Origin of the sequence: Streptomyces sp. HNM0574, assembly GCF_012726235.1 — a bacterium.
Lineage (GTDB): Bacteria > Actinomycetota > Actinomycetes > Streptomycetales > Streptomycetaceae > Streptomyces.
Genome location: NZ_JAASAH010000010.1, coordinates 108,310 through 130,260 on the forward strand (window position 1 = coordinate 108,310; position 21,951 = coordinate 130,260).

Below are 21,951 nucleotides of genomic sequence, written 5' to 3' on the forward strand. Positions count from 1 at the left end.
GGCAGCGAACGAGCAACGCGCAACTTTACCGAGCCTAGATTCACTTTCCGAAGGCACCGGGTGTCAGGTGTCCGAGTTCTTAGCGAACTCCCGGCACTGTTGCGGATCTTGGGTTCGCCTTCTGAATGCGGGCCGCATGGATGGCGGCGGGAGCCGTCACTTTCGATCACGTGGCGGACGGGTGGTTGCAGCCTCATGGCGTGCTGCTGCACCTCCCTGCGGCCCTTCGATCTGGGTATGTTCTCCGCCGTCAGGGCAGCCGTCCACGAGGAGCCGAGTCCCATGCCGGTTCGTGCAGAGAACGCAGTGAACGCAGAACAGCAGAAGTTCGTCTACGACTTCACGGAAGGCAACAAGGAGCTCAAGGATCTCCTGGGAGGCAAGGGCGCGAACCTTGCCGAGATGACCAACCTCGGTCTCCCGGTTCCTCCCGGTTTCACCATCACCACCGAGGCGTGCAAGACCTACCTCGACTCCGGTTCGGAGCCGGCCGAGCTGCGCGACGAGGTCAGCGCTCATCTCGCCGCGCTGGAGCGGAAGATGGGGAAGAAGCTCGGCCAGGCCGACGACCCGCTTCTGGTGTCCGTCCGTTCCGGGGCGAAGTTCTCGATGCCGGGCATGATGGACACCGTCCTCAACATCGGCCTCTCCGACGAGTCCGTGCACGGGCTCGCGGCCATCTCCGGTGACGAGCGCTTCGCCTGGGACTCCTACCGCCGCCTGGTCCAGATGTTCGGCAAGACCGTGCTGGGCATCGAGGGCGAGCCCTTCGAGGAGGCCATAGAGGAGACGAAGAAGACCAAGGGCGTCACCACCGACGTCGAGCTGGACGCGGCCGATCTGCGTTCCCTGGTCGAGGAGTTCAAGGCCCTGGTGCTCAAGGAGACCGGGCGGGAGTTCCCGCAGGACGCGCGCGAGCAGATGGACCTCGCCGTCCGCGCGGTCTTCGAATCGTGGAACGGCGACCGCGCCAAGCTGTACCGCCGCCAGGAGCGCATCCCGCACGACCTGGGCACCGCGGTCAACATCTGCTCCATGGTCTTCGGTAACCTCGGCCCCGACTCCGGCACCGGCGTGGCCTTCACCCGTGACCCGGCCAGCGGCCAGCAGGGCGTGTACGGCGACTACTTGCAGAACGCGCAGGGCGAGGACGTCGTCGCCGGCATCCGCAACACCGTGCCGCTCGCCGAGCTCGAGTCGCTGGACAAGAAGTCCTACGACGAGCTGATGCGGATCATGGAAACTCTTGAGACGCACTACAAGGACCTGTGCGACATCGAGTTCACCATCGAGCGCGGCAAGCTGTGGATGCTGCAGACTCGCGTCGGCAAGCGCACCGCCGCCGCTGCCTTCCGGATCGCCACGCAGCTGGTCGACCAGGGGCTGATCGACGAGGCCGAGGCCCTTCAGCGGGTCAACGGCAACCAGCTCGCGCAGCTGATGTTCCCCCGCTTCGACAGCAACGGCGGCGGCGCGGGCGTCACGCAGATCGGCTGGGGCATCGCCGCCTCGCCGGGCGCCGCCGTCGGCAAGGCCGTCTTCGACTCGTACACCGCGATCAAGTGGTCGCGTTCCGGCGAGCAGGTCATCCTCATCCGCCGGGAGACCAACCCGGACGACCTGGACGGCATGCTCGCCGCCGAGGGCATCCTCACCTCGCGCGGCGGCAAGACCTCGCACGCCGCCGTCGTCGCCCGCGGCATGGGCAAGACCTGTGTGTGCGGTGCCGAGGAGCTGGAGGTCGACACCAAGCGCCGCCGGATGACCACCTCCGAGGGCACGGTCGTCGAGGAGGGCGACGTCGTCTCCATCGACGGCTCCAGCGGCAAGGTCTACGCGGGCGAGGTGCCCGTCGTGCCGTCCCCCGTCGTCGAGTACTTCGAGGGCCGGGTGAGCCCCGAGGCCGGGGAGACCGACGAGCTGGTCCAGGCCGTGCACCGGATCATGTCCTACGCGGACGGCGTGCGCCGCCTGCGCGTACGGGCCAACGCCGACAACGCCGAGGACGCCGCGCGCGCCCGCCGGTTCGGGGCGCAGGGCATCGGCCTCTGCCGTACCGAGCACATGTTCCTGGGTGAGCGCAGGGAACTCGTCGAGCGGCTGATCCTGGCCGACACCGCCGAGGAGCGGCAGCAGGCGCTGTCCGCGCTGCTGCCCCTGCAGCAGGGCGACTTCGTCGAGCTGTTCGAGTCGATGGACGGGCTGCCGGTCACGGTGCGCCTGCTCGACCCGCCGCTGCACGAGTTCCTGCCGGACATCACCGAGCTGTCCGTCCGCGTCGCGCTCGCCGAGTCCCGCAAGGACGGCAACGAGAACGACCTGCGGCTGCTCCAGGCCGTGCACCGGCTGCACGAGCAGAACCCGATGCTCGGCCTCCGCGGCGTACGTCTCGGACTCGTCATCCCGGGCCTGTTCACCATGCAGGTGCGGGCCATCGCCGAGGCCGCTGCCCAGCGCAAGGCGGCCGGCGGCGACCCGCGTGCCGAGATCATGATTCCGCTGGTCGGCACGGTGCAGGAGCTGGAGATCGTCCGCGAGGAGGCCGAGGGCGTCATCGCGGAGGTCGAGAAGCAGCACGGGGTGGAGCTGAAGCTCGCGCTCGGCACCATGATCGAGCTGCCCCGCGCGGCGCTGACGGCCGGACAGATCGCCGAGTCCGCCGACTTCTTCTCCTTCGGCACCAACGACCTCACCCAGACGGTGTGGGGCTTCTCCCGGGACGACGTGGAGGCCAGCTTCTTCACGGCCTACCTGGAGAAGGGCATCTTCGGTGTCTCCCCGTTCGAGACGATCGACAAGGACGGCGTCGGCTCGCTCGTCCGGAACGCCGTCGAGGCCGGCCGGGCCACCCGGCCCGACCTGAAGCTCGGCGTCTGCGGCGAGCACGGCGGTGACCCGGACTCGGTGCACTTCTTCCACGAGGCGGGCCTGGACTACGTCTCCTGCTCGCCGTTCCGGATTCCCGTCGCCCGGCTGGAGTCGGGCCGCGCGGCGGCGAAGCCGCAGGGCTGAGTCCCCGGTCCGGCCGTCCTCCCCGGCCGGGCCGCACACCTCCGGGGCCGTGCCGCCGCACCCCTACCCTCACGGCGGCGGCGCTGTCCGGGATCCCGGAAAGGGGGCGGTGCCTGTGCGGAGGCGCCGCCCCCTTCACACGCCCACGCCCCCGCGCGTACGGACGGCCCGCTCCGCCTACCGGCGGGCCCGCGCGGGGGCGTGGGAACGGCCGATGCCCGGCACCCCTTCGAGGGGGTGCCGGGCATCGGCGTGGGCGGGGGTCCTCGTCAGAGGGCGACGCCGTTCTGCTTCAGGTACTGGACCGGGTCGATGTCCGAGCCGTAGTCGGGGCCGGTGCGGATCTCGAAGTGCAGGTGCGGGCCGGTGCTGTTGCCGGTGGAGCCGGACAGGCCGATGCGGTCGCCGGCGTCGACCTTCTGGCCCACCTGGACGGAGGACGAGGTCAGGTGGCCGTACTGGCTGAACTTGCCGTCGTCGTGCCGGATGACGACCTGGTTGCCGTACGCGCCGCCGTCGCCGGCGTTGACGACGGTGCCGGAGGTCACGGCCTTGACCGGGGTGCCGGAGGAGGCGGAGAAGTCGACACCGGTGTGGCTGCCGCTGGACCAGCTGCCGCCGGAGGCGCCGTACGGGGTGCTCGTGCCGGAGTCGACCGGGGCGACGAAGCCGGAGGCGTTGCTCTCCTGCCGCGGCGCGGCCTTCTTCGCGGGCTTCTCGGTCTTCGCGGTCTTCTCCGCGCCGCCCTGCGGCGCGACGCCGGACTCGGCCTTCGCGGACAGCGAGAGCTTCTGGCCCGGGATGATGACGTCCGGGTTGCCGCCGACGGTGTCGCGGTTGGTCTCGTACAGCTTCTTCCAGCCGCCGTCGACGTGCTCCGCGTCGGCGATCTTGGCCAGGGTGTCCCCGCGCACGACCTTGTACGTGGTGGTGCCGCCCTGCTGCTTCGGCGCGGGCTTCTGCTCGGGCTCCGCCTTCTTCGGCGCCGGGGCCTGCTCCTGCTGGGCGCCGGAGTCCGCCTGGCCGTCGGGGTTGACGTCGGGCGAGCCGCTGTTCTGCGTCAGACCGGCCTTGGGGCCGCAGTTCGGCCACGCGGTCGGGCCCTGGCTGGCCAGGACCTTCTCGGCGACGGCGATCTGCTGGTCCTTCGTGGCCTGGTCGGCGCTCGGCGCGTACTGGGTGCCGCCGTGGCCGGCCCAGGTGCTCTGGGTGAACTGGAGGCCACCGGAGAATCCGTTGCCGGTGTTGATGGACCAGTCGCCGCCGGACTCGCACTGGGCGACCTTGTCCCAGGTGTCGACGGAGGCCGCCTGGGCGCTGCCCGCGCCCATCAGCGGCAGGGCGATGCCCGCGCCGCCGACGGTCAGGACGAGGGAGGCGCGCGAAATGCGGCGTGCGGTGCGGTTGTTGGCGTGACGGCGCTGCTGCCCGAGTCGGGACATAAAGCTGTCTTCCTCTCCTACGCCTGCGAGGTGAGCTGTCGGATTCGGGCTGGAGATGCCCGGCCATTCCTGGCGGCGCGAATTGCGCCGCGTCCGGGATGGCTTCACCCCAAGCCGCTTCCTGCGTGTGACGCAGGGCACGGCACGTACCTGGTTCCCCCACTCCTGCCGTACGGGATTCGTGTTTTCCGCTGGCCGGGCGGCAGGACTCGGCGTCCCGGCAGTGGACCTCCGCGGGGCGCCGCGGTGGCGAGTGCACACTAATCAGAAGGAAATCCGGAGGACAAAGAAAAGGTGGGTATGACCGATTGGCAGAGATCACACCGGGACATGCGGGTAACGGAATGAATACTCAAACAAGGCCGCTGAACAGGCAATCTGATATGGCGTCATCCGGGCCGCTCATTTCTCTGTGACGCCGCTCACGGAATTCCTGTGTCGTGACTCACGCGATTCGGGAAGATCGAATTCCCGTTCATTGATCCACTGCGCTGATCCACTTTTCCCTAAGTGGTCGCCGTGAGCGCGAGTTGGAGCATCGTCAGACACCCGTGCCCGTCGTGAGCCTGTCAACTGGTCGCCGTGCGGCGCCTGGTGAGGGCGTCAGCAATTCATGCGAAAACGGGCATGTCAGGCGTCCCCGGTCGCGGTCACCGGGTGGTAGCGGCGCTCCGGCCGGCCCGTGGTGCCGTACCGCAGGGTGACCCGGGCGCTGCCCCGGCTGACGAAGTACTCCAGGTAACGCCGGGCGCTCACCCGGGAGATGCCGCTGCGCTCCGCGCACTCGGAGGCCGAGAGCCCCTCGCCGTCCTCGCTGCGCTCCAGGGTGCCCCGCACCAGCGCGGCCGTCTGCGGCGTGAGCCCTTTGGGGAGGGCCGCGCTCTCGGGGGCGGTGGTGGGCTGCGCGGCGGTCCCGGGTTCGCGGGTGCCGCCGAAGAGACGGTCGACGTCGTCCTGGTCCGGCGCCGTCAGGGAGTCCAGCTCGCGCCGCTCCTCCGCGTACCGTCGCAGCCGGTCCTGGAGCAGCTGCCCCTCGAAGGGCTTGATGATGTACTGCACCGCGCCGCCGCGCTGCGCGCCCCGCACCGTCTCGGTGTCCCGTGCGGCCGTGACGACGAGGACGTCGGGCCCGCCGCCCTCCGCCGTGGCGCCGCCGCGCAGTTCGCGCAGCACCTCGATGCCCGGAATGTCCGGCAGGTAGATGTCCAGCAGGACGAGGTCGGGCGCCAGCTCCCGTACCGCGGCCAGCGCCTCGGTGCCGTTGTGCGCGACGCCCGCGACGGTGAAGCCGGGGACGCGTTCCACCAGCGTGCTGTGCAGACGGGCGACCATGAAGTCGTCGTCGACGACGAGAACACGGATCACGTCTGCCTCTGCCTTCCTCTGGGTGTCCGGCGGTAACGGGGCGGGGGAACGGGTGAACCCACTATGACCCACGTCTCCCGGGGGCCGGACCCCGGGGCGCCCCCGGGGTGTCAGCCGGGAGCCCGTGGCGGACACGGCCGCCCGGGGGCGCCGGGGGAGGGTCAGAGCTCCTTGAAGGTGATGCCGGTCAGATGCTCGGACGCGCCCCACAGCCGTTCGGCCGCCACGTCGTTCCGGGTCCACGGCGCGCGCCAGGACGGCCCGGGGCCGCCGCGGACGCCGAGGATGCGCGGCCCGGAGAAGGAGTCGCTGCGCGCCCCGGCCGCCGTCGCCGCGTACAGCACGGGGGCCGCGCCGAGTTCGGGGGAGGAGCCGACCAGCGCGTTGCCCAGCCGCATGAACCGCTCGCTGCCGCGGCGGCCCTCCAGGCGGGGCCCCTTGGTCTGGAGCTCGGTCGAGGAGTAGCCGGGGTGTGCCGCGGTGGCCCGCAGGTCGAGGCCCTTGGCGTCGGCGCGGCGGGCGAGTTCGCGGACGAAGAGCAGGTTGGCCGTCTTCGAGGCGCCGTACGCCTGCCAGCGGCCGTAGCTCCGTTCGCTGTTGAGGTCGTTCATGTCGATGTTCGACAGGGCGTGCGCCAGGCTCGACACCGTCACCACGCGCGCGCCCGGGGTGGCCAGCAGCCGCTCCAGCAGCAGACCGGTAAGGGCGAAATGCCCGAGATGGTTCACCCCGAACTGCATCTCGAAGCCGTCCACCGTCCGCGCGTACGGGACGGCCATCAGGCCCGCGTTGTTGACCAGCAGGTCCAGTCGCTCGGACGGCAGCGCCTCGGCGAAGGCCCGGACCGAGGCCAGGTCCGCGAGGTCCAGCTGCCGGAACTCGGCCTGCGCCTCGGGCACTTCACGCAGCAGCCGCTCCCGCGCTTCGGTGCCGCGCCGCGTGCTGCGGCAGGCGAGCACCACCCGCGCGCCGCGCCGCGCCAGCTCCCGCGCCGTGACGTATCCGAGTCCACTGTTCGCCCCCGTCACCACGGCGGTACGCCCGCTCTGGTCGGGAATGTTCCGCGCCGTCCAGCCCATGCGGCACAGGGTATGCGCGGCGGGGCGCGGGCGCGAGGGAGTGCGCGCCCGCCGCCGTGGCCCTCACCGTCGCGGGGACGCGCGTGCGTGGGCCGCGAGGTGGGTGAGGAGGGACGCGGTGACGGGCTCCGGGTGCTCGGCGTTCGCGAGGTGCGCGGCGCCCGGGACCTCCACCAGTGCGGCGCCCGGCACCCGGTCGGCGATCTCGCGGGCGTGCGCGGGCGGCGTCGCCGGGTCCTCGCGGCCGGCGACGGCGAGTACGGGAACGGCCAGGTACGGCAGGCGTTCCCGCAGGTCGAAGGCGGCGAGCGCGTCGCAGCAGGCCGCGTAGCCCGCGTCGTCGGCGGCCCGCAGGTCCGCGAGGAGCTCGGCGGCGGCGGCCGAGCGTGAGAAGTCCTGCCCGTACCAGACGCCGGGACGGCTGCTCACCATCGACTCCGTCCCCTCCTCCCGCACCTTCCTGGCGCGGCCCCGCCAGGTGTCCGGGTCGCCGAAGCGTGCGGAGGAGCAGACGACGGCGAGCGCCGTGAGCCGCTCCGGGTGACGGTCCGCCAGCTCCAGCCCCACGGCGCCGCCCAGCGAGACGCCCGCGTACGCGAACCGGTCCCAGCCCTGCGCGTCGGCCAGCCGGAGCACCAGGCCGGCGAGGGTGCCGACCTCGGCGGTGCCGTCCTGCGGGAGCAGGTGCGCGGGGGAGCCGCCGTGCCCGGGCAGATCCCAGCGCAGGACGCGGTGCTCCCGGGTGAGGGCCGCCAGCTGGGGCTCCCACAGGCGGAGCGAGGTGCCGAGCGAGGGCCCGAGGACGAGCGGGACACCGTCGGCCGGACCGTCCAGCCGGTGCTGGAGCAGCGGCGCGGGACCGGCGGCGGAAGCGGCAGGGGGCATGGCGGGTCTCTCCGGGACGGGGTGAACGGGGGTGCGGCGCCGGGGAGTTCAGTCCTCCGGCGGCGGGGTGAAGGGAAGGCGGCGGAGCGCGCGGTCGGTGAGCGCGGGGGCTGCGCCGGTGTATCCGGCCGGGTCGGCGAGCTCCCGCAGCCGCTCCTTGGACAGCAGCTCCCGCAGCCGCGGCTCCTCTTCCTCCAGCGCCTCGTCGAGGGTGATGCCCTCCTCGGCCGCCGTCCGGCACGCCGCCGACAGCAGCTCCCCGGCGCGGGCCCGGCCGAGCAGCGGCCCGAGCGCCGCGGCGATCCGCTCGCTGACGATCAGCCCCTCGGTGAGCCCGAGGTGCTCGTGCATCCGGTACGGGAAGACCCGCAGCCCCTCGGCGAGACCGGCCGCCGCCTCCGTCGCGCCGCCGGTGAGCCGGAGCAGCTCGCGCAGCGGCTGCCACTCCGCGTGCCAGGCGCCGCCGGGGCGCTCGTCCTCCGCGCAGAGCGAGCCGAGCAGGGTGGCGGCGAGCGCGGGTGCCTGGCGCGCCGCGGACGCGACGAGGGCCGCCCGTACCGGGTTGTTCTTGTGCGGCATCGCGGACGAGCCGCCGCCGCTGCCCTCCGCCACCTCGCCGATCTCGCTGCGGGAGAGGACGAGCACGTCGCCGGCGAACTTGCCGAGCGCCCCGCAGGCGAAGGCCAGCGCCGAGGCGAGGTCGGCGACGGGGGTGCGCAGGGTGTGCCAGGGCAGCGCCGGTTCGGCGAGCCCGAGCTCGCGCGCGTAGCGCGGGACGAGCCGCAGCCCGGGGTGCTCGCTCTCGGTGCCCCCGCCGGAGTCCGCCGCGCCGTCGGCCTCGGCGTGGGCCCCGAAGGCGGCCAAGGTGCCCGCCGCGCCGCCGAGTTGGGCCGGCAGCCCGGCGCGGACGGCGGCCAGCCGGTCGTACGCGTCGAGGACGAGGCTGCGCCAGCCCGCGGCCTTGAGGCCGAAGGTGGTGGGCACGGCGTGCTGGGTCAGGGTGCGGCCCGGCAGCGGGGTGTCCCGGTGCCCGGCCGCCGTCGCGGCCAGTTCCCGCGCGGTGCGGGCCAGTTGGGGCAGCAGCCCGTCGAGGGTGCGGGCCGCGACGAGCATCTGCGCGCTGTCGAGGATGTCCTGGCTGGTGGCGCCCCGGTGCACGTACGGCGCGGCGTCCGGCCCGACGGCCTCGGTCAGGTCGGCGACGAGCGGGATGACGGGGTTGCCGCCGGAGCGGCCGCGCAGCGCGAGGCTCCGCGGGTCGAACCGTTCGGTGCGGGCCGCGGCGCCGACCGCGCGCGCCGCCTCGTCCGGCGCGAGGCCGAGCCCGGCCTGGGCGCGGGTCAGCGCGGCCTCGGCGTCCAGCATGGCCTGGAGGAACGCGGTGTCCCCGGTGTCCGCCTCGGCCCGGCTTCCGGCGCGGACGGGGGCCAGCAGGCCGGCGTCGGTGATGCCGGAGCCGTCCCTGTCCTCCTGGCCGGTGTCAGTGGAAGTCAAGGAAGACCGTCTCCTTCTCGCCCTGTATCCGGATGTCGAAGCGGAACGTGCCGGTGCGGGGCTCGGCCGCCGCCACCAGCGTGCCGCGCCGTTCCTCGTCCAGCGAGGCGAGCAGCGGGTCCCGGGTCTGCGCCTCGGCCTGTGCGCTGCCCTGTCCCGGCAGGTCGGGGAGGTACACCCGGGTGAAGAGGTGGTGCAGCAGGCCGCGCGCGAACAGGCAGAGGGAGAGGTACGGGGCGTGCCCGCCGCGCGCCCCCGGCACCAGGGTGCGGAACGCCCAGTGGCCGTCGGCGCCGGTGGCGACGCGGCCGAAACCGGTGAACTCGACGCCGTCGCGGCCGGGATGGCGGCCGGTCGCCGGGTCCCGGCGCAGCGAGCCGGGCGCTCCGGGGATCTCGCCCTCCGGGCCCGCCTGCCACAGTTCGAGCAGCGCGTCGGGCACGGGCTCGCCCGCGCCGTCGTACACGTACCCGTGCACGGTGACGGTGTCCGGGTGGCAGGGCGGGGCGGGCTCGCCGCCGCCGGGGAAGGGGAGCGCGTAGCCGTAGAACGGGCCGACGGTGTGCGACGGGGTCGGCGGCAGCGACGTCATCGGCCCTCCTCGGTCCAGGTGGCGGACGGGCCGTCGAGCACGATGTCCCAGCGGTAGCCGAGGGAGAACTCGGGCACCGTGAGGCCGTGGTCCCAGGCGGCGACGAGCCGCTCCCGCGCGGCGGCCTCCGGCACGGACTGGAGGATCGGGTCGTACGCCAGGAGCGGGTCGCCGGGGAAGTACATCTGCGTGACGAGGCGTTGGGCGAACGCCGTGCCGAACAGCGAGAAGTGCAGGTGCGCCGGCCGCCAGGCGTTCTCGTGGTTGCGCCAGGGGTAGGCGCCCGGTTTGACGGTGGTGAAGCGGTAGCCGCCGTCGTCGCCGGTCAGGGCGCGTCCGAGGCCGGTGAAGTTCGGGTCCAGCGGCGCCGGGTGCCGGTCGCGCCGGTGCGCGTAGCGCCCGGAGGCGTTGGCCTGCCACAGCTCGATCAGCTGGCCGCGCACGGGCCGCCCCCGGGAGTCGAGGACGCGGCCCGAGACGGTGATGCGTTCGCCGAGCGGCTCGCCCCGGTGCTGCCGGGTGAGGTCGCTGTCGAGCTCGGTCACGTCGGCCGGGCCGAAGACCGGGGTGTGCAGCTCGACCAGGTCGGGGTCGTCGCCCCGTACGACGACGGGTGCCCGGTGCGGGTGGCGCAGGGCGCTGCTGCGGTAGGGCGGGTAGTCGCGGGGAGGGTGGGGGGACGGGGGCGCGTCCGCGCGGGCCGCGGCGATCTCGCGGTCGAGGTCCTGCTGGGTGAGGGGCATGTCTCCACTCCTGTCACTGCCCGGCGGTGGCCCGTGACGGGTCGCCGGCCGCACGGACGGGTGCGGCGGTGTGCCGCCTGACGTCCTCGGCGGTGACGCCGGGCGCGGTCTCGACGAGGACGAGCCCGTCCGCGGTGACGTCCAGGACGCCGAGGTCGGTGATGACGCGGTCGACGCAGCCCTTGCCGGTGAGTGGCAGGCCGCACTCCTCGACGATCTTCGGGGTGCCGTCCCTGGCGGTGTGCCGCATCAGGACGAGGACCCGCCGCGCGCCGTGCACCAGGTCCATCGCGCCGCCGATTCCCTTGATCATCCGGCCGGGCACGGCCCAGTTGGCGAGGTCGCCGCGGGCCGAGACCTGCATGGCGCCGAGCACGGCGGCGTCGATGTGCCCGCCGCGGATCATCCCGAAGGAGAGCGCGGAGTCGAAGAAGGAGGCGCCGGGCAGGACGGTGACCGTCTCCTTGCCCGCGTTCACCAGATCCGGGTCGACCTCGTCCTCGGTCGGGTACGGGCCCACGCCGAGGATTCCGTTCTCCGACTCCAGTACGACGTGCACGTCCTCCGGCAGGTGGCCGGGGATGAGGGTCGGCAGTCCGATGCCGAGGTTCACGTAGCCGCCGTCGGGGAGTTCGGCCGCCGCGCGGGCCGCCATCTGCTGCTCGTTCCAGGTCATCGGGTCCGCACCGTCCGCTGCTCGATCCGCTTGTCCGCCGCCTGCTCCGGGGTGAGCGCCAGCACCCGCTGGACGAAGATCCCCGGCAGGTGCACGGAGTCCGGGTCGAGCGCGCCCGGCTCGACGAGTTCCTCGACCTCGGCGATGGTCACCCGGCCCGCCATCGCGGCCAGCGGGTTGAAGTTGCGGGCGGACTTGGCGAAGACGAGGTTGCCGTGCCGGTCGCCGCGCGCGGCGCGGACCAGCGCGTAGTCGGTGGTGAGGGCCCGCTCCAGCACGTACTCCCGCCCGTCGAACTCCCGCACCTCCTTGGGCGGGGAGGCCACCGCGACGCTGCCGTCCCCGGCGTACCGCCAGGGCAGTCCGCCGTCGGCGACCTGGGTGCCGACGCCCGCCGGGGTGTAGAAGGCGGGGATGCCGCAGCCGCCGGCGCGGAGGCGCTCGGCGAGGGTGCCCTGCGGTATGAGTTCGAGTTCCAGCTCGCCGCCGAGGTACTGCCGCGCGAACTCCTTGTTCCCGCCGACGTAGCTGCCGGTCACCCGGCTGATCCGGCCGGCCGAGAGCAGCAGCGCGAGCCCCGAGTCCAGTGCGCCGCAGTTGTTGGAGACCACCGAGAGCCCCGTGGGTCCCGCGTCGTGCACGGCCTGGATGAGGACGTCCGGGACCCCGCTCAGGCCGAAGCCGCCCACCGCGAACGATGCCCCGTCCGGAACGTCCGCCACCGCCTCCCCGGCCGTGGCCACCACCTTGTCCATCCGCCCGCCCTCTTCCCTGCAACATGCTCAGTGCACTGACGATCCGCCGAGGTGCCGGGTACGCTGCCAGCCGCCGCCGAGCGTCGTCAATACCCCTCACCAGTGCGGGAGTTCACGGGGTCCGGCTCGACAGAGGCGCGGCGGGCGGTGAGAATCCCGTCAGTACACGTACGGAAACGGCGCGGCACACGAGGAGGCCCGGGTGGTACCGGCGGTCGACCTGAACACGCACCCCGGGCATCTGGCCCGGCGGCTCCAGCAGGCGCACACGCTGCTGTGGGGCGCGATGGTCTCGGAGGAGACCACGTCCCCGCAGTTCGCGGTGCTCAACGCGCTCGCCGAGAAGCCCGACATAGACCAGCGCACCCTGAGCGAGCACGTCCACCTCGACCGCTCCACCATCGCCGACCTGGTCGCCCGGCTCGGCCGGCGCGGCCTGGTCCGCCGGGTCCGCGACCCGGAGGACGGCCGCCGGAACGTCCTCAAACTGACGGACGAGGGCGCGGCCCTGCACCGGAAACTCGCCGCCCGCACCGTCCGCATGAACCGCGTCTTCCTCACCCCCCTCGACGAGGCCGAACAGGAGACGCTCCTCCGCCTCCTCGCCCGCGTCGCCGAGGCGGCGGAGGAGCTGCGGGGCTAGCCGTCCTCCGGCCCGTGCCCCGGCGTGGTCCGGCAGGTGTAGGCCGGGACGGTGACCTCCGGGTCGTCGAGGCAGTGGCCCGTGGTCAGGGCGAAGCGCTGTTTCAGCAGGGGGGAGGAGACGAAGGGGGTGCCGTCGGCGGTGCCGAGGAGGCCGCGGGAGAGGACGTAGGCACCGGTGAACGGGTCACGGTTGCCGACCGCGTACGGGTGGCCCGCGCGGTCGGTGAAGACCGCGGCCTGCGTGCCGTCGGGCAGCAGCACGGCCACCCCGCGTCCCGGGACCAGGGCCGAGCGGGGGCACACCCCGAACCAGCCGTCCGCCAGGCGTACTTCGACCACGGCGGTGTCCCGTCCTGTGGTGGTGGGTTCGGGGGCGAGGGTCATCGTGCGGTGCTCCCTTCCAGAGCGGGGGCCGTGCCGGTGCGGACGGGGATGTCGGGGCCGGAGAGGAGCGTCAGGTCGGGGCGGATCTGCTCCCGTTCGGCGACGAAGCGCACCGACGGGTCCGGGGTGCCGGGGGCGTTGACGAAGGAAACGAAGCGGCTCAGCTTCGCGGGGTCCGCGAGCGTTTCGGCCCACTCGTCGCGGTAGTGCGTCACATGCGCGGCCATCAGCGCCTCCAATTCGTCGCCGATGCCGAGTGAGTCGTGCACGACGACGTCCCGTACGTGCTCCAGTCCGCCGTCGATGCGTTCCAGCCAGGCGGAGGTGCGCTCCAGACGGTCGGCGGTGCGGATGTAGAACATCAGGAACCTGTCGGTCAGTTGGATCAGCCGCTCGTCGTCCAGGTCCTGCGCGAGCAGGTCCGCGTGGCGCGGGGTGGCGCCGCCGTTGCCGCCGACGTACAGGTTCCAGCCGGTGGAGGTGGCGATGACGCCGAAGTCCTTGCCCATCGCCTCCGCGCACTCCCTGGCGCAGCCGGAGACCGCCGACTTGAGCTTGTGCGGCGAGCGGAGCCCCCGGTACCGCAGCTCCAGCCGGATGGCCATGCGGACGCTGTCCTGCACGCCGTAGCGGCACCAGGTCTGCCCCACGCAGGACTTCACCGTGCGCAGCGCCTTCCCGTACGCGTGCCCCGACTCGAAGCCCGCCTCGACCAGCCGCCCCCAGATCTCCGGGAGCTGGTCGACGCGCGCGCCGAACAGGTCGATCCGCTGGCCGCCCGTCACCTTCGTGTAGAGGCCGAAGTCGCGGGCCACCTCACCGATGGTGATGAGTTTCTGCGGCGTGATCTCGCCCCCGGGGATGCGGGGGACGACCGAATAGGAGCCGTTGCGCTGGATGTTGGCGAGGAAGTGGTCGTTGGTGTCCTGGAGCGCGGCCTGCTCTCCGGCCAGGACGTGCCCCTCCGCGCCGATGGACGGGGCGAGCGAGGCGAGGATGGAGGCGACGACCGGCTTGCACACCTCGCAGCCGTCCTCGCCCCGCGCCGCCTCCCGCCCGTGCCCGTCGACCAGGGCGGTGAAGGAGGTGACGCGCAGGGCGCGCACGATCTCGTACAGCTCGGCGCGGGTGTGCGAGAAGCAGCCGCACAGCCCCTTGTCGACGGTGACGCCGCCGGCCTCCAGCTCGGCGTCCACCAGCTGTCCCAGCAGCTTCACGCAACTGCCGCAGCCCGTACCGGCCTTGGTGCACCGCTTCACCGCGGGCACGTCCGCGCAGCCGTGCTCCCCGAGCGCGGCGCGCACCGCGCCCGCGTCCACGCCGTGGCAGTTGCACACCACCGCCTCGTCCGGCAGCGCGGCCGGGCCCAGCGCCGCGGGGGCGCCCGCGCCCGCGGGCAGCACCAGCGACTCGGGCGGCGCGGGCGGCACCGAACCGGTCAGCGGCCGCAGCATCCCGTACGCCTCCGCGTCCCCCACCAGGACACCGCCGAGCAGGGTCCCGTCCGGGCCCACGACGAGCTTCTTGTAGACGCCGGCGCGGGAGTCGGAGTAGACGACGTCGAGCGCGCCCTCGGCGGTGCCGTGCGCGTCGCCGAAGGAGGCGACGTCGACGCCGAGCAGCTTGAGCTTCGTGGAGGTGTCGGCGCCGGTGAACGTCCGCCGCCCGCCGGTGACCTGGGCGCCGGGCGTCTGCTCCGCGATCGCGCGGGCCGCCGTCTCGGCCATCTCGTAGCCCGGCGCGACCAGCCCGTACACGGTGCCGTCCGCCGCCCTGGCGCACTCGCCGATCGCGTACACCCGCGGGTCGTCCGTGCGGCAGTACGCGTCGACGGCGACGCCGCCGCGCTCGCCGGTGGCCAGCCCGCACGCGCGGGCCAGCTGGTCGCGCGCGCGGACACCGGCGGAGAAGACCACCATGTCGGTGGCGAGTTCCTCGCCGTCGGACAGCAGCATCCCGGTCACCGCGCCGTCCGGGCCGGTGCGGATCTCCTTGCCCGCCGCGCCGGTGTGCACCGTCAGCTCCCGCCCCTCCAGCGTGCGCCGGAGCGCGGCGCCGCCGCCCTCGTCCACCTGGAGTGCCATCAGCCGCGGGTTGAACTCCACGACGTGCGTGGCCAGTCCGAGCCCCTGAAGGGCTCCGGCGGCCTCCAGCCCGAGCAGCCCGCCGCCCACCACGACGCCGGTACGGGCGCCGCGCGCGTAGTCCTCGATGGCGAGCACGTCCTCGATCGTGCGGTAGACGAAACAGCCCGTGCTGTCGCTGCCGGGGACGGGCGGTACGAAGGGGTAGGAGCCGGTGGCGAGGACGAGGGTGTCGTAGCGGTGCACGGCGCCGGAGCGCGCGGTGACGGTGCGCGCCGCACGGTCGACGTCGACGGCCGGGTCACCGAGGTGCAGTTCGATGCCGTGCCGCGCCAGGAACCCCTCCTCGGCCAGCGCCAGCCCCTCCGGGGTGGTACCGGAGAAGTACGAGGTCAACTGCACGCGGTCGTACGCGGGCCGGGGCTCCTCGCACAGCACGACCACCCGCGCCCGCTCGGTGACGCCCTGCGCTGCGAGCGCCTCCAGGAAGCGCTGGCCCACCATTCCGTGCCCGACGAGCAGCACCGTGGGCGTGCCGTCGCCGTCCGCGCGGTGCGGGTGCCGCGAAGTCGCCTCCGTGGTCGGGGAGTCGGCCGTTTTCGTGGTCGTGCTCGGCATGTCAGGAGCCTCCGTCGTCGGTCAGCAGGTGGAGCAGTGGGGTGTCGGGCAGCGGCTCGTCCGCCTCCCAGGCCGTGGCGAGCGCGCCGACCCCGCCGAGGTCGCCGAGGAGCACCCCGCCGACGAGCCGGTCGCCGCGCACCACGGCCTGCCGGTGCACGCCCCGGGTCGCGTCGGTGAACCGGATGACGTCGTCCTCGGGCAGCGGGGTGGTCACCCCGAACGAGGCGATGTCGAGCGGGTCCTGGACGTCCGAACCGTCCGGTGCGCCGGGGTGCGGCGGGGGTGCCAGCGTCAGCCGGGTCAGTGCCCTGGTGCCCGGGTAGCCGGGCGGGCGTGCGGAGTCCCCGTGGCGCGCCGACAGCACGCGGGCGAGGGCGTCGGCCTGTTCCAGCGCGGGCCCGGCGAGTCCGTACACCGTCCCGGCGTGCTCCGCGCAGTCGCCGACGGCGTGGATGCGCGGGTCGCTGGTGCGCAGCTCATCGTCGACGACGACGCCGCGCGCGACCGTGAGCCCCGCCTCGGCGGCGAGCCCGGTCCGGGGGCGCACGCCGCAGGCGAGCACCACCAGACCGGCGTCCAGGACGTAGCCGTCCGCGAGTTCGACGGCGCGCACCGCGCCGGCCGGAGTGGTGCGCAGTCCCCGCACCCGGCACTCCGTGTGCACCTCGACGCCGAGGCCCTCCAGATGGTGCCGCAGCAACACCGAGGCGCCGTCGTCGAGTTGGCCCTCCATCAGCCGTTCGCCCTGGTGCGCCAGCACGGTCCGCACACCCCGCGCGGCGAGCGCCCGCGCCGCCGACACGCCCAGCAGCCCGCCGCCGATCACCACGGCGCCGTTGCCGCCGGTACCGCCGTCGCGCCCCGCGGCTTCCCCGTCCCGGACGGCGGCGTCCAGCGCCAGGCAGTCGTCCAGCGTGCGGAACGGGTGCACCCCGCCGGGCAGTTGCCCCCCGCCGGTGGGGAACAGGCCGCGCAGCGGCGGCAGTACGGGGTTCGCGCCCGTCGCCAGGACGAGCCGGTCGTACGCGAGTACGCCGCCGTCGTCGCACTCCACCTCACGCCGTGCGCGGTCGATCCGCACGGCGCGGACGCCGGGCAGCCGGCGGACGGCGGGCGGGTGCGGCAGGGAGATCACGTCGGGCGGGTACCGTCCGGCGAGCACCTCGGCCAGCAGCACCCTGGTGTACGGCGCGTGCGGTTCCTCGCCGACGAGGGTGACGTCGTGGACGCCGGGGCCCGCCGCCGCGAGCCGTTGGACGAGCCGGGCGCCCGCCATGCCGCCGCCGATCACCACCACGCGCTCTGCCGAGTTCATGACGGCAGCCTGCCGAGCCGCTGTTACCCGGCCGCATCACGTCCGTTTCCCCCGCGGAACGCCGCGCTCAACCGCCCCCGCGCGCCCCTGTGAGGCCTCCGCACGCGGGCGCACCCGGGGCGGTGAGCGGTTCAGCCCGCGCTGTCGGCGCGTCCCGGCCAGTCCGCTCCCGTCACGGTGGTGAGGACGACGACGGAGTCCTCCAGCGCCGTCATCCCGTGCCGTTCGCGCGGTACGGCGTGCACCTGCCCGGCGGTCAGCTCCTCCTCGCCGCCGTCCTTCACCGTCACCCGCACCCGTCCCTGGAGCACGTGCAGACCGGCGGCCGGGGGCGCGTTGTGCTCGTCGAGCGACTCGCCCTCGACGAGCGCGATCACGCTCTGCCGCAGCGGCCCGTCGTGCAGGAACAGATGCGAACTCCGGCCGTGCGGATCCGTCCGAGCCTGCGCCATGTGGCGTTCCGCGAGTGCGGTCAGATCGTCCATTCCTCCATCGTCAATGGCGCGGTGCGCACCGCAAGCCGGGCCGCCGGGCACCCGTTCCCGGACCACCGCGCGGCACAGCGCGACCGCACGGGGTGACGGGCGGCCGGGTGTTCACCGGGGAGTGGCAGCCTGGGCCCCATGTACGTGGAGCGGGCTTCGCGGGTGCCGGGGGCGGTCGCGTGGACGGGCACCGGGGCGCCGGACGGGACGACGCGCGTCCTGCCCGACGGCTGCATGGACCTGCTGCTGTGGAACGGCCGCCTGGTGATCGCCGGACCGGACTCGCGCCCGCACGTCTTCGCCGGCACCCCGGGCGACCGCGTCACCGGGCTCCGCTTCGCGCCCGGCACGGCGCCGCCGCTGCTCGGGGTACCGGCGCACGAACTGCGCGACCGCCGGGTTCCGCTCTCCGACCTGTGGCCGGCCGCCGAGGTCCGACCCCTGGAGGAGCGCGCGGCGGCGGCGCGCGACCCGGCGCGCGTGCTGGAGGAGGCGGCCGCCCGCCGCGCCGGCCCGAGGGAAGAGGACCCGGTACGCGCCGAGGTGGTGCGGCTGCTGCGCGGCGGCAGCGGCGTCACCCGGGCCGCACGCGCGGTGGGACTCAGCGAACGCCAGCTGCGCCGCCGCAGCCTCGATGCCTTCGGCTACGGGCCGAAGACGCTGGCCAGGGTGCTGCGCATGCAGCGGGCCGTGACCCTGGCCGGACAGGGCGTGGCCCTGGCGGAGGTGGCCGCCCGCACCGGCTACGCCGACCAGGCCCATCTCGCCCGGGACGTCCGGGCGTTGACGGGTGTCCCGGCGAGCTCCTTCAGTCCGCCGGCTCCTCGGCGGGGACGTCCATAGCGGCCTGCGCGAGCGGTGCGAACAGGTCGACGGTGTTGCCGTCCGGGTCCAGCACCACCGCGTAGCGCTGCCCCCACCCCGCGTCCCACGGGGCCTTGTGGCCGACGTAGCCGTCGCCGGTCAGCGCGCGGTAGAGGGAGTCCACCTCCGCCGGGTCCGCGCAGAGGAAGGCCAGGCTGATCCGCCCGCTGCCCGGTGCGCCCGGTGACCACTCGGGCTGGAAGGAGCGCACCGTCTCGTCCGTGTCCCAGGCGAGGCGCAGCCCGCCGGGCAGCGTGGCCTCGACGTGCGGGTGGCCGTCGGCGTCGGCGGGGACGTCGAGACCGAGGCGCCGGTAGAAGGCCAGGGACGCCGCCATGTCGGACGTGACGATGCCGATGAGGTCGAAGCGTGGAGTCATATCCGTACGGTAGGGCCGGGCCGTGCCGGAGGTCTTGAACGAATCGGCCACCCGCCCCGCCCGGCCCCGATCCGCGCCCGGCTACGGTGAGTTCATGACCGACATCCTGACCGTGCTGACGACCGTCGACAGCGAGGAGCGGGCGCGTGCGCTGGCGGCGGGTGCCGTGGAGCGCCGCGTCGCCGCCTGCGCCCAGATCAGTACCCCGGTGACCTCGGTCTACCGGTGGGAGGGCGCAGTGCAGACCGATCCGGAGTGGCAGGTGCTGTTCAAGACGGCCGCCGCGCGCTACGACGACCTGGAGGCGTACCTCCGGCAGGCGCACGACTACGACGTGCCGGAGATCATCGCGACGCCTGTGGTGCGGGGGAACGCCGACTACCTCGCCTGGGTCGCCGAGGAGACCGGCGCGGCCGGCTGAGCACCGCCCCCCGGTTTCAGGACCCGCCCTCGATCGCGCTCGGGTCCATCCAGATCAGCTCCCAGACGTGGCCGTCCGGGTCCTGGAAGCTGCGCCCGTACATGAAGCCCTCGTCGGTCGGCTCGCCCGCCGGCTCCCCGCCGGCGGCGAAGGCCGCCTCGGCGAGCCGGTCGACGTCCTCCCTGCTGTCGGCGGAGAGGCCGATCAGGACCTCGGTGGTGCTGGACGCGTCGGCGATCCTCTTCTTGGTGAACGTCTGGAAGAACGGTTCGACGAGGAGCATCGCGTAGATGGTGTCGCTGATCACCAGGCAGGCCGCGTTCTCGTCGGAGAACTGTTCGTTGAAGGAGTAGCCGAGGGCTCCGAAGAACTTCTTCGACCGGTCCAGGTCCTTGACCGGAAGGTTCACGAAAATGCTCGTCCCGGACATGATCCGTCCCTCTCTTCCCGGCTTCCCGTCCGTACCGCGCCGCTCGCGGTGCGGTGGCCGCCGCTGAAGAGAGAGACGGCGCGGCGGGCCTGAATTCATCGGTCCGCCGCGTCGACGGGTTCGACGCGGGCCGCGCAGACCTTGAACTCCGGCATCCGCGAGTCCGGGTCGAGCGCGGCGTGGGTGAGCGTGTTCGCGCGTCCCTCTCCCGGCCAGTGGAACGGCATGAAGACGGTGTCGGCGCGGATGGAGCGGGTGATCCGCGCGGGCGCCACCGCGCGCCCCCGCCGCGTGACGACGGCCACCGGCTCCCCCTCCGCCGCACCCAGCCGCTCCGCGAGCCGCGGATGCAGCTCGACGTACGGGCCGGGGGCGGCCGCCGACAGCGCCGCGACCCGACGGGTCTGCGCCCCGGACTGGTACTGCGCGAGGACGCGTCCGGTGGTCAGCCGCAGCGGATAGGCGGCGTCCGGTTCCTCGGCGGCGGGGCGGTGCGTGACGGGGACGAAGCGGGCCCGCCCGTCCGGGGTGGCGAAGCGGTCCAGGAACAGCCGGGGTGTGCCGGGGTGCTCCGCGCCGTCCGGGCCGGGCGCGGGGCAGGGCCAGTGCAGCCCCTCCTCGTCGTGCTCCGTCGCGGCGATCCGCCGGTAGCTGAGGCCCGCGTAGTCCGCCGGCCCGCCCGAGGTCGCGCGGCGCAGCTCCTCGAAGACCTCCTCCGGGTCGGCGGGGAAACCCTTCTCCCAACCGAGGCGCGCGGCAAGGGAGTTGAGCACCGCGAGATCGGACCGTACGCCCGGCGGCGGGTCGAGCGCCTTCCGCCGGAGCAGCACCCGGCCCTCCAGCCCCGTCGTCGTCCCCGTCTCCTCCGCCCACTGGGTGACGGGGAGGACGACGTCCGCGAGCCGGGCCGTCTCGGAGAGCACCACGTCGCAGACGGCGAGGAAGTCCACCGAGCGCATCCGCTCGGTGACGCGCCCCGCGTCCGGTGCGGACACCACCGGGTTGGAGCCCATCAGCAGCAGCGCGTGCACGTCCTCGCCGAGCGCGTCCAGCAGCTCGAAGGCGCTGCGCCCCGGGCCCGGCAGGCTGTCCGGGGGCACGCCCCAGACGCCGGCCACGTGGGCGCGCGCCGCCGGGTCGTCCAGCCTGCGGTAGCCGGGGAGCTGGTCGGCCTTCTGGCCCATCTCGCGCCCGCCCTGCCCGTTGCCCTGCCCGGTGAGGCAGCCGTACCCGGAGAACGGGCGCCCCGGACGGCCGGTGGCCAGCGCGAGGTTGATCCAGGCGCTGACCGTGTCCGTCCCCTTGGCGTGCTGCTCCGGGCCGCGCGCGGTGAGCACCATCGCACTCTCCGGCGCGCAGAACAGGCGCACCGCCCGGCGCAGTTCGGGCACGGGCACGCCGGTGATCCGCTCCACGAGCTCCGGCCAGTGCGCCATCGCCGCCCCGCGCGCCCCCGCCCAGCCCGTGGTGCGCGCGTCCACGAAGTCCTGGTCGACCCGGCCCTCCGCGACGACGAGGTGCAACAGGCCCAGCGCGAGGGCGAGATCGGTGCCGGGACGGGGCGCCAGATGGAGGTCGGCCAGCTCGGCCGTCCGCGTGCGCCGGGGGTCGACCACGACGAGCGTGCCGCCGTTCTCCCGCAGCCGCGTGAGATGGCGTACCGCCGGCGGCATGGTCTCCGCCGGGTTGGCGCCGACGAGCAGCACGCAGCCCGTGCGGGAGACGTCGGCCAGCGGGAACGGCAGGCCCCGGTCGAGACCGAACGCGCGGACGTTGGCGGCGGCGGCCGAGGACATGCAGAAGCGGCCGTTGTAGTCGATCTGCGAGGTGCCCAGCACCAGCCGCGCGAACTTGCCCAGCGCGTACGCCTTCTCGTTCGTCAGCCCGCCCCCGCCGAACACCCCGACGGCGTCGGCCCCGTGCTCCTCGCGGGCCCGCCGCAGCCCCTCCGCGGTGCGCGCCAGCGCCGACTCCCAGTCGGCGGGCACCAGTTCACCGGTGGCCGGATCGCGGACGAGGGGGGTGGTGAGCCGCGCGCCGGGCGCCAGGAGCTCGGCCGCGCTGCTCCCCTTCCCGCACAGTGCGCCCCGGTTGACGGGGAAGGCGGGGCGTTCCGCGACGGTCACCCCCGTGCCGTCGGGCACGAGCCGCATTCCGCACTGGAGCGCGCAGTACGGACAGTGCGTGTCCGTCCCCGGCGCTTCCGCTTCCCCGGGCCCGTCCCGGCGGCTGGTTCCGTCGTCCATGGCGACAGGCTCGGCCCGGCGTGTTTCCCCCGGC

20 protein-coding genes and 1 riboswitch are annotated in these 21,951 nt (G+C 73.8%); of the genes, 4 read left to right on the plus strand and 16 right to left on the minus strand.

The features are described 5' to 3' along the window. Nucleotides 1-282: 282 nt before the first annotated feature. A complete protein-coding gene (ppdK, locus tag HCC30_RS18300) occupies nucleotides 283-3,012 on the plus strand; it encodes a pyruvate, phosphate dikinase (protein WP_169443664.1) in 2,730 nt (909 codons plus the stop codon). 269 nt (nucleotides 3,013-3,281) lie between these two features. Here the strand turns inward: ppdK and HCC30_RS18305 are convergent, their stop codons facing one another. The 9 genes from HCC30_RS18305 to HCC30_RS18345 all read right to left on the minus strand — a co-directional run bounded on the left by HCC30_RS18305 (nucleotide 3,282) and on the right by HCC30_RS18345 (nucleotide 12,043). Beyond that, on the minus strand, nucleotides 3,282-4,454 hold the full coding sequence (locus HCC30_RS18305) for a transglycosylase family protein (protein WP_169443665.1): 1,173 nt from the start codon (nucleotides 4,452-4,454) through the stop codon (nucleotides 3,282-3,284). A gap of 7 nt (nucleotides 4,455-4,461) precedes the next feature. After that, nucleotides 4,462-4,648: riboswitch (cyclic di-AMP (ydaO/yuaA leader) on the minus strand. Nucleotides 4,649-5,084: 436 nt separating this feature from the next. Further along, on the minus strand, nucleotides 5,085-5,819 hold the full coding sequence (locus HCC30_RS18310) for a response regulator (RefSeq protein WP_169443666.1): 735 nt from the start codon (nucleotides 5,817-5,819) through the stop codon (nucleotides 5,085-5,087). A 161-nt stretch (nucleotides 5,820-5,980) separates the two neighbouring features. Next, complete coding sequence (locus HCC30_RS18315) at nucleotides 5,981-6,898, minus strand: oxidoreductase (protein WP_169443667.1); 918 nt, start codon at nucleotides 6,896-6,898, stop codon at nucleotides 5,981-5,983. Between the two features lie 63 nt (nucleotides 6,899-6,961). Continuing rightward, the gene (gene pcaD / locus HCC30_RS18320) at nucleotides 6,962-7,783 is read right to left on the minus strand and encodes a 3-oxoadipate enol-lactonase (RefSeq protein ID WP_169443668.1); all 822 of its coding nucleotides are present in this window, start codon (nucleotides 7,781-7,783) and stop codon (nucleotides 6,962-6,964) included. Between the two features lie 48 nt (nucleotides 7,784-7,831). Next, nucleotides 7,832-9,277 (minus strand): 3-carboxy-cis,cis-muconate cycloisomerase, encoded by a 1,446-nt coding sequence (gene pcaB / locus HCC30_RS18325; protein WP_240979691.1) that lies wholly within the window; start codon nucleotides 9,275-9,277, stop codon nucleotides 7,832-7,834. Beyond that, a complete protein-coding gene (gene pcaG, locus HCC30_RS18330; protein ID WP_169443669.1) occupies nucleotides 9,264-9,869 on the minus strand; it encodes a protocatechuate 3,4-dioxygenase subunit alpha in 606 nt (201 codons plus the stop codon). The genes pcaB and pcaG overlap by 14 nt, the downstream gene beginning before the upstream one ends. Continuing rightward, a complete protein-coding gene (gene pcaH / locus HCC30_RS18335) occupies nucleotides 9,866-10,612 on the minus strand; it encodes a protocatechuate 3,4-dioxygenase subunit beta (protein ID WP_169443670.1) in 747 nt (248 codons plus the stop codon). The genes pcaG and pcaH overlap by 4 nt, the downstream gene beginning before the upstream one ends. A 13-nt stretch (nucleotides 10,613-10,625) precedes the next feature. Then, entirely contained in the window at nucleotides 10,626-11,288 is a 663-nt protein-coding gene (locus tag HCC30_RS18340; protein ID WP_169443671.1) for a CoA transferase subunit B, read from the minus strand. Beyond that, entirely contained in the window at nucleotides 11,285-12,043 is a 759-nt protein-coding gene (locus HCC30_RS18345) for a CoA transferase subunit A (RefSeq protein WP_169443672.1), read from the minus strand. Before HCC30_RS18345 ends, HCC30_RS18340 begins: the two co-directional genes overlap by 4 nt. A gap of 202 nt (nucleotides 12,044-12,245) precedes the next feature. On the opposite strand from HCC30_RS18345, the gene HCC30_RS18350 reads away from it, so the two are divergent. After that, entirely contained in the window at nucleotides 12,246-12,686 is a 441-nt protein-coding gene (locus HCC30_RS18350; protein WP_169443673.1) for a MarR family winged helix-turn-helix transcriptional regulator, read from the plus strand. On the opposite strand, the gene nirD is transcribed toward HCC30_RS18350, so the two are convergent. From nirD to HCC30_RS18370, 4 genes are all read right to left on the minus strand, one after another. Next, nucleotides 12,683-13,072, minus strand: coding sequence for a nitrite reductase small subunit NirD (nirD, locus tag HCC30_RS18355; RefSeq protein ID WP_169443674.1), 390 nt, complete (start codon nucleotides 13,070-13,072; stop codon nucleotides 12,683-12,685). The two genes, HCC30_RS18350 and nirD, sit on opposite strands and share 4 nt — an antisense overlap. Beyond that, nucleotides 13,069-15,660, minus strand: a complete 2,592-nt coding sequence (gene nirB, locus HCC30_RS18360) for a nitrite reductase large subunit NirB (protein WP_240979707.1) — start codon at nucleotides 15,658-15,660, stop codon at nucleotides 13,069-13,071. The genes nirD and nirB overlap by 4 nt, the downstream gene beginning before the upstream one ends. 115 nt (nucleotides 15,661-15,775) lie before the next feature. Continuing rightward, nucleotides 15,776-17,092, minus strand: a complete 1,317-nt coding sequence (locus HCC30_RS18365) for an FAD-dependent oxidoreductase (RefSeq protein ID WP_169443676.1) — start codon at nucleotides 17,090-17,092, stop codon at nucleotides 15,776-15,778. Nucleotides 17,093-17,223: 131 nt separating this feature from the next. Continuing rightward, nucleotides 17,224-17,577 (minus strand): cupin, encoded by a 354-nt coding sequence (locus HCC30_RS18370; protein ID WP_169443677.1) that lies wholly within the window; start codon nucleotides 17,575-17,577, stop codon nucleotides 17,224-17,226. A 138-nt stretch (nucleotides 17,578-17,715) separates the two neighbouring features. Between HCC30_RS18370 and HCC30_RS18375 the strand changes: the two genes are divergently transcribed. Then, on the plus strand, nucleotides 17,716-18,420 hold the full coding sequence (locus HCC30_RS18375; RefSeq protein WP_169443678.1) for a helix-turn-helix transcriptional regulator: 705 nt from the start codon (nucleotides 17,716-17,718) through the stop codon (nucleotides 18,418-18,420). Here HCC30_RS18375 and HCC30_RS18380 read toward each other — a convergent pair. Further along, the gene (locus HCC30_RS18380; RefSeq protein ID WP_169443679.1) at nucleotides 18,386-18,820 is read right to left on the minus strand and encodes a VOC family protein; all 435 of its coding nucleotides are present in this window, start codon (nucleotides 18,818-18,820) and stop codon (nucleotides 18,386-18,388) included. The genes HCC30_RS18375 and HCC30_RS18380 overlap by 35 nt on opposite strands. Nucleotides 18,821-18,914: 94 nt before the next feature. Between HCC30_RS18380 and cutA the strand changes: the two genes are divergently transcribed. After that, nucleotides 18,915-19,241, plus strand: coding sequence for a divalent-cation tolerance protein CutA (gene cutA, locus HCC30_RS18385; RefSeq protein ID WP_169443680.1), 327 nt, complete (start codon nucleotides 18,915-18,917; stop codon nucleotides 19,239-19,241). A 16-nt stretch (nucleotides 19,242-19,257) separates the two neighbouring features. Here the strand turns inward: cutA and HCC30_RS18390 are convergent, their stop codons facing one another. Beyond that, a complete protein-coding gene (locus tag HCC30_RS18390) occupies nucleotides 19,258-19,671 on the minus strand; it encodes a VOC family protein (protein WP_169443681.1) in 414 nt (137 codons plus the stop codon). Nucleotides 19,672-19,766: 95 nt separating this feature from the next. After that, nucleotides 19,767-21,917 carry a molybdopterin oxidoreductase family protein gene (locus HCC30_RS18395; protein ID WP_169443682.1) on the minus strand — a complete coding sequence of 717 codons (2,151 nt, stop codon included), beginning with the start codon at nucleotides 21,915-21,917 and terminating at the stop codon, nucleotides 19,767-19,769. Nucleotides 21,918-21,951 lie beyond the last annotated feature (34 nt).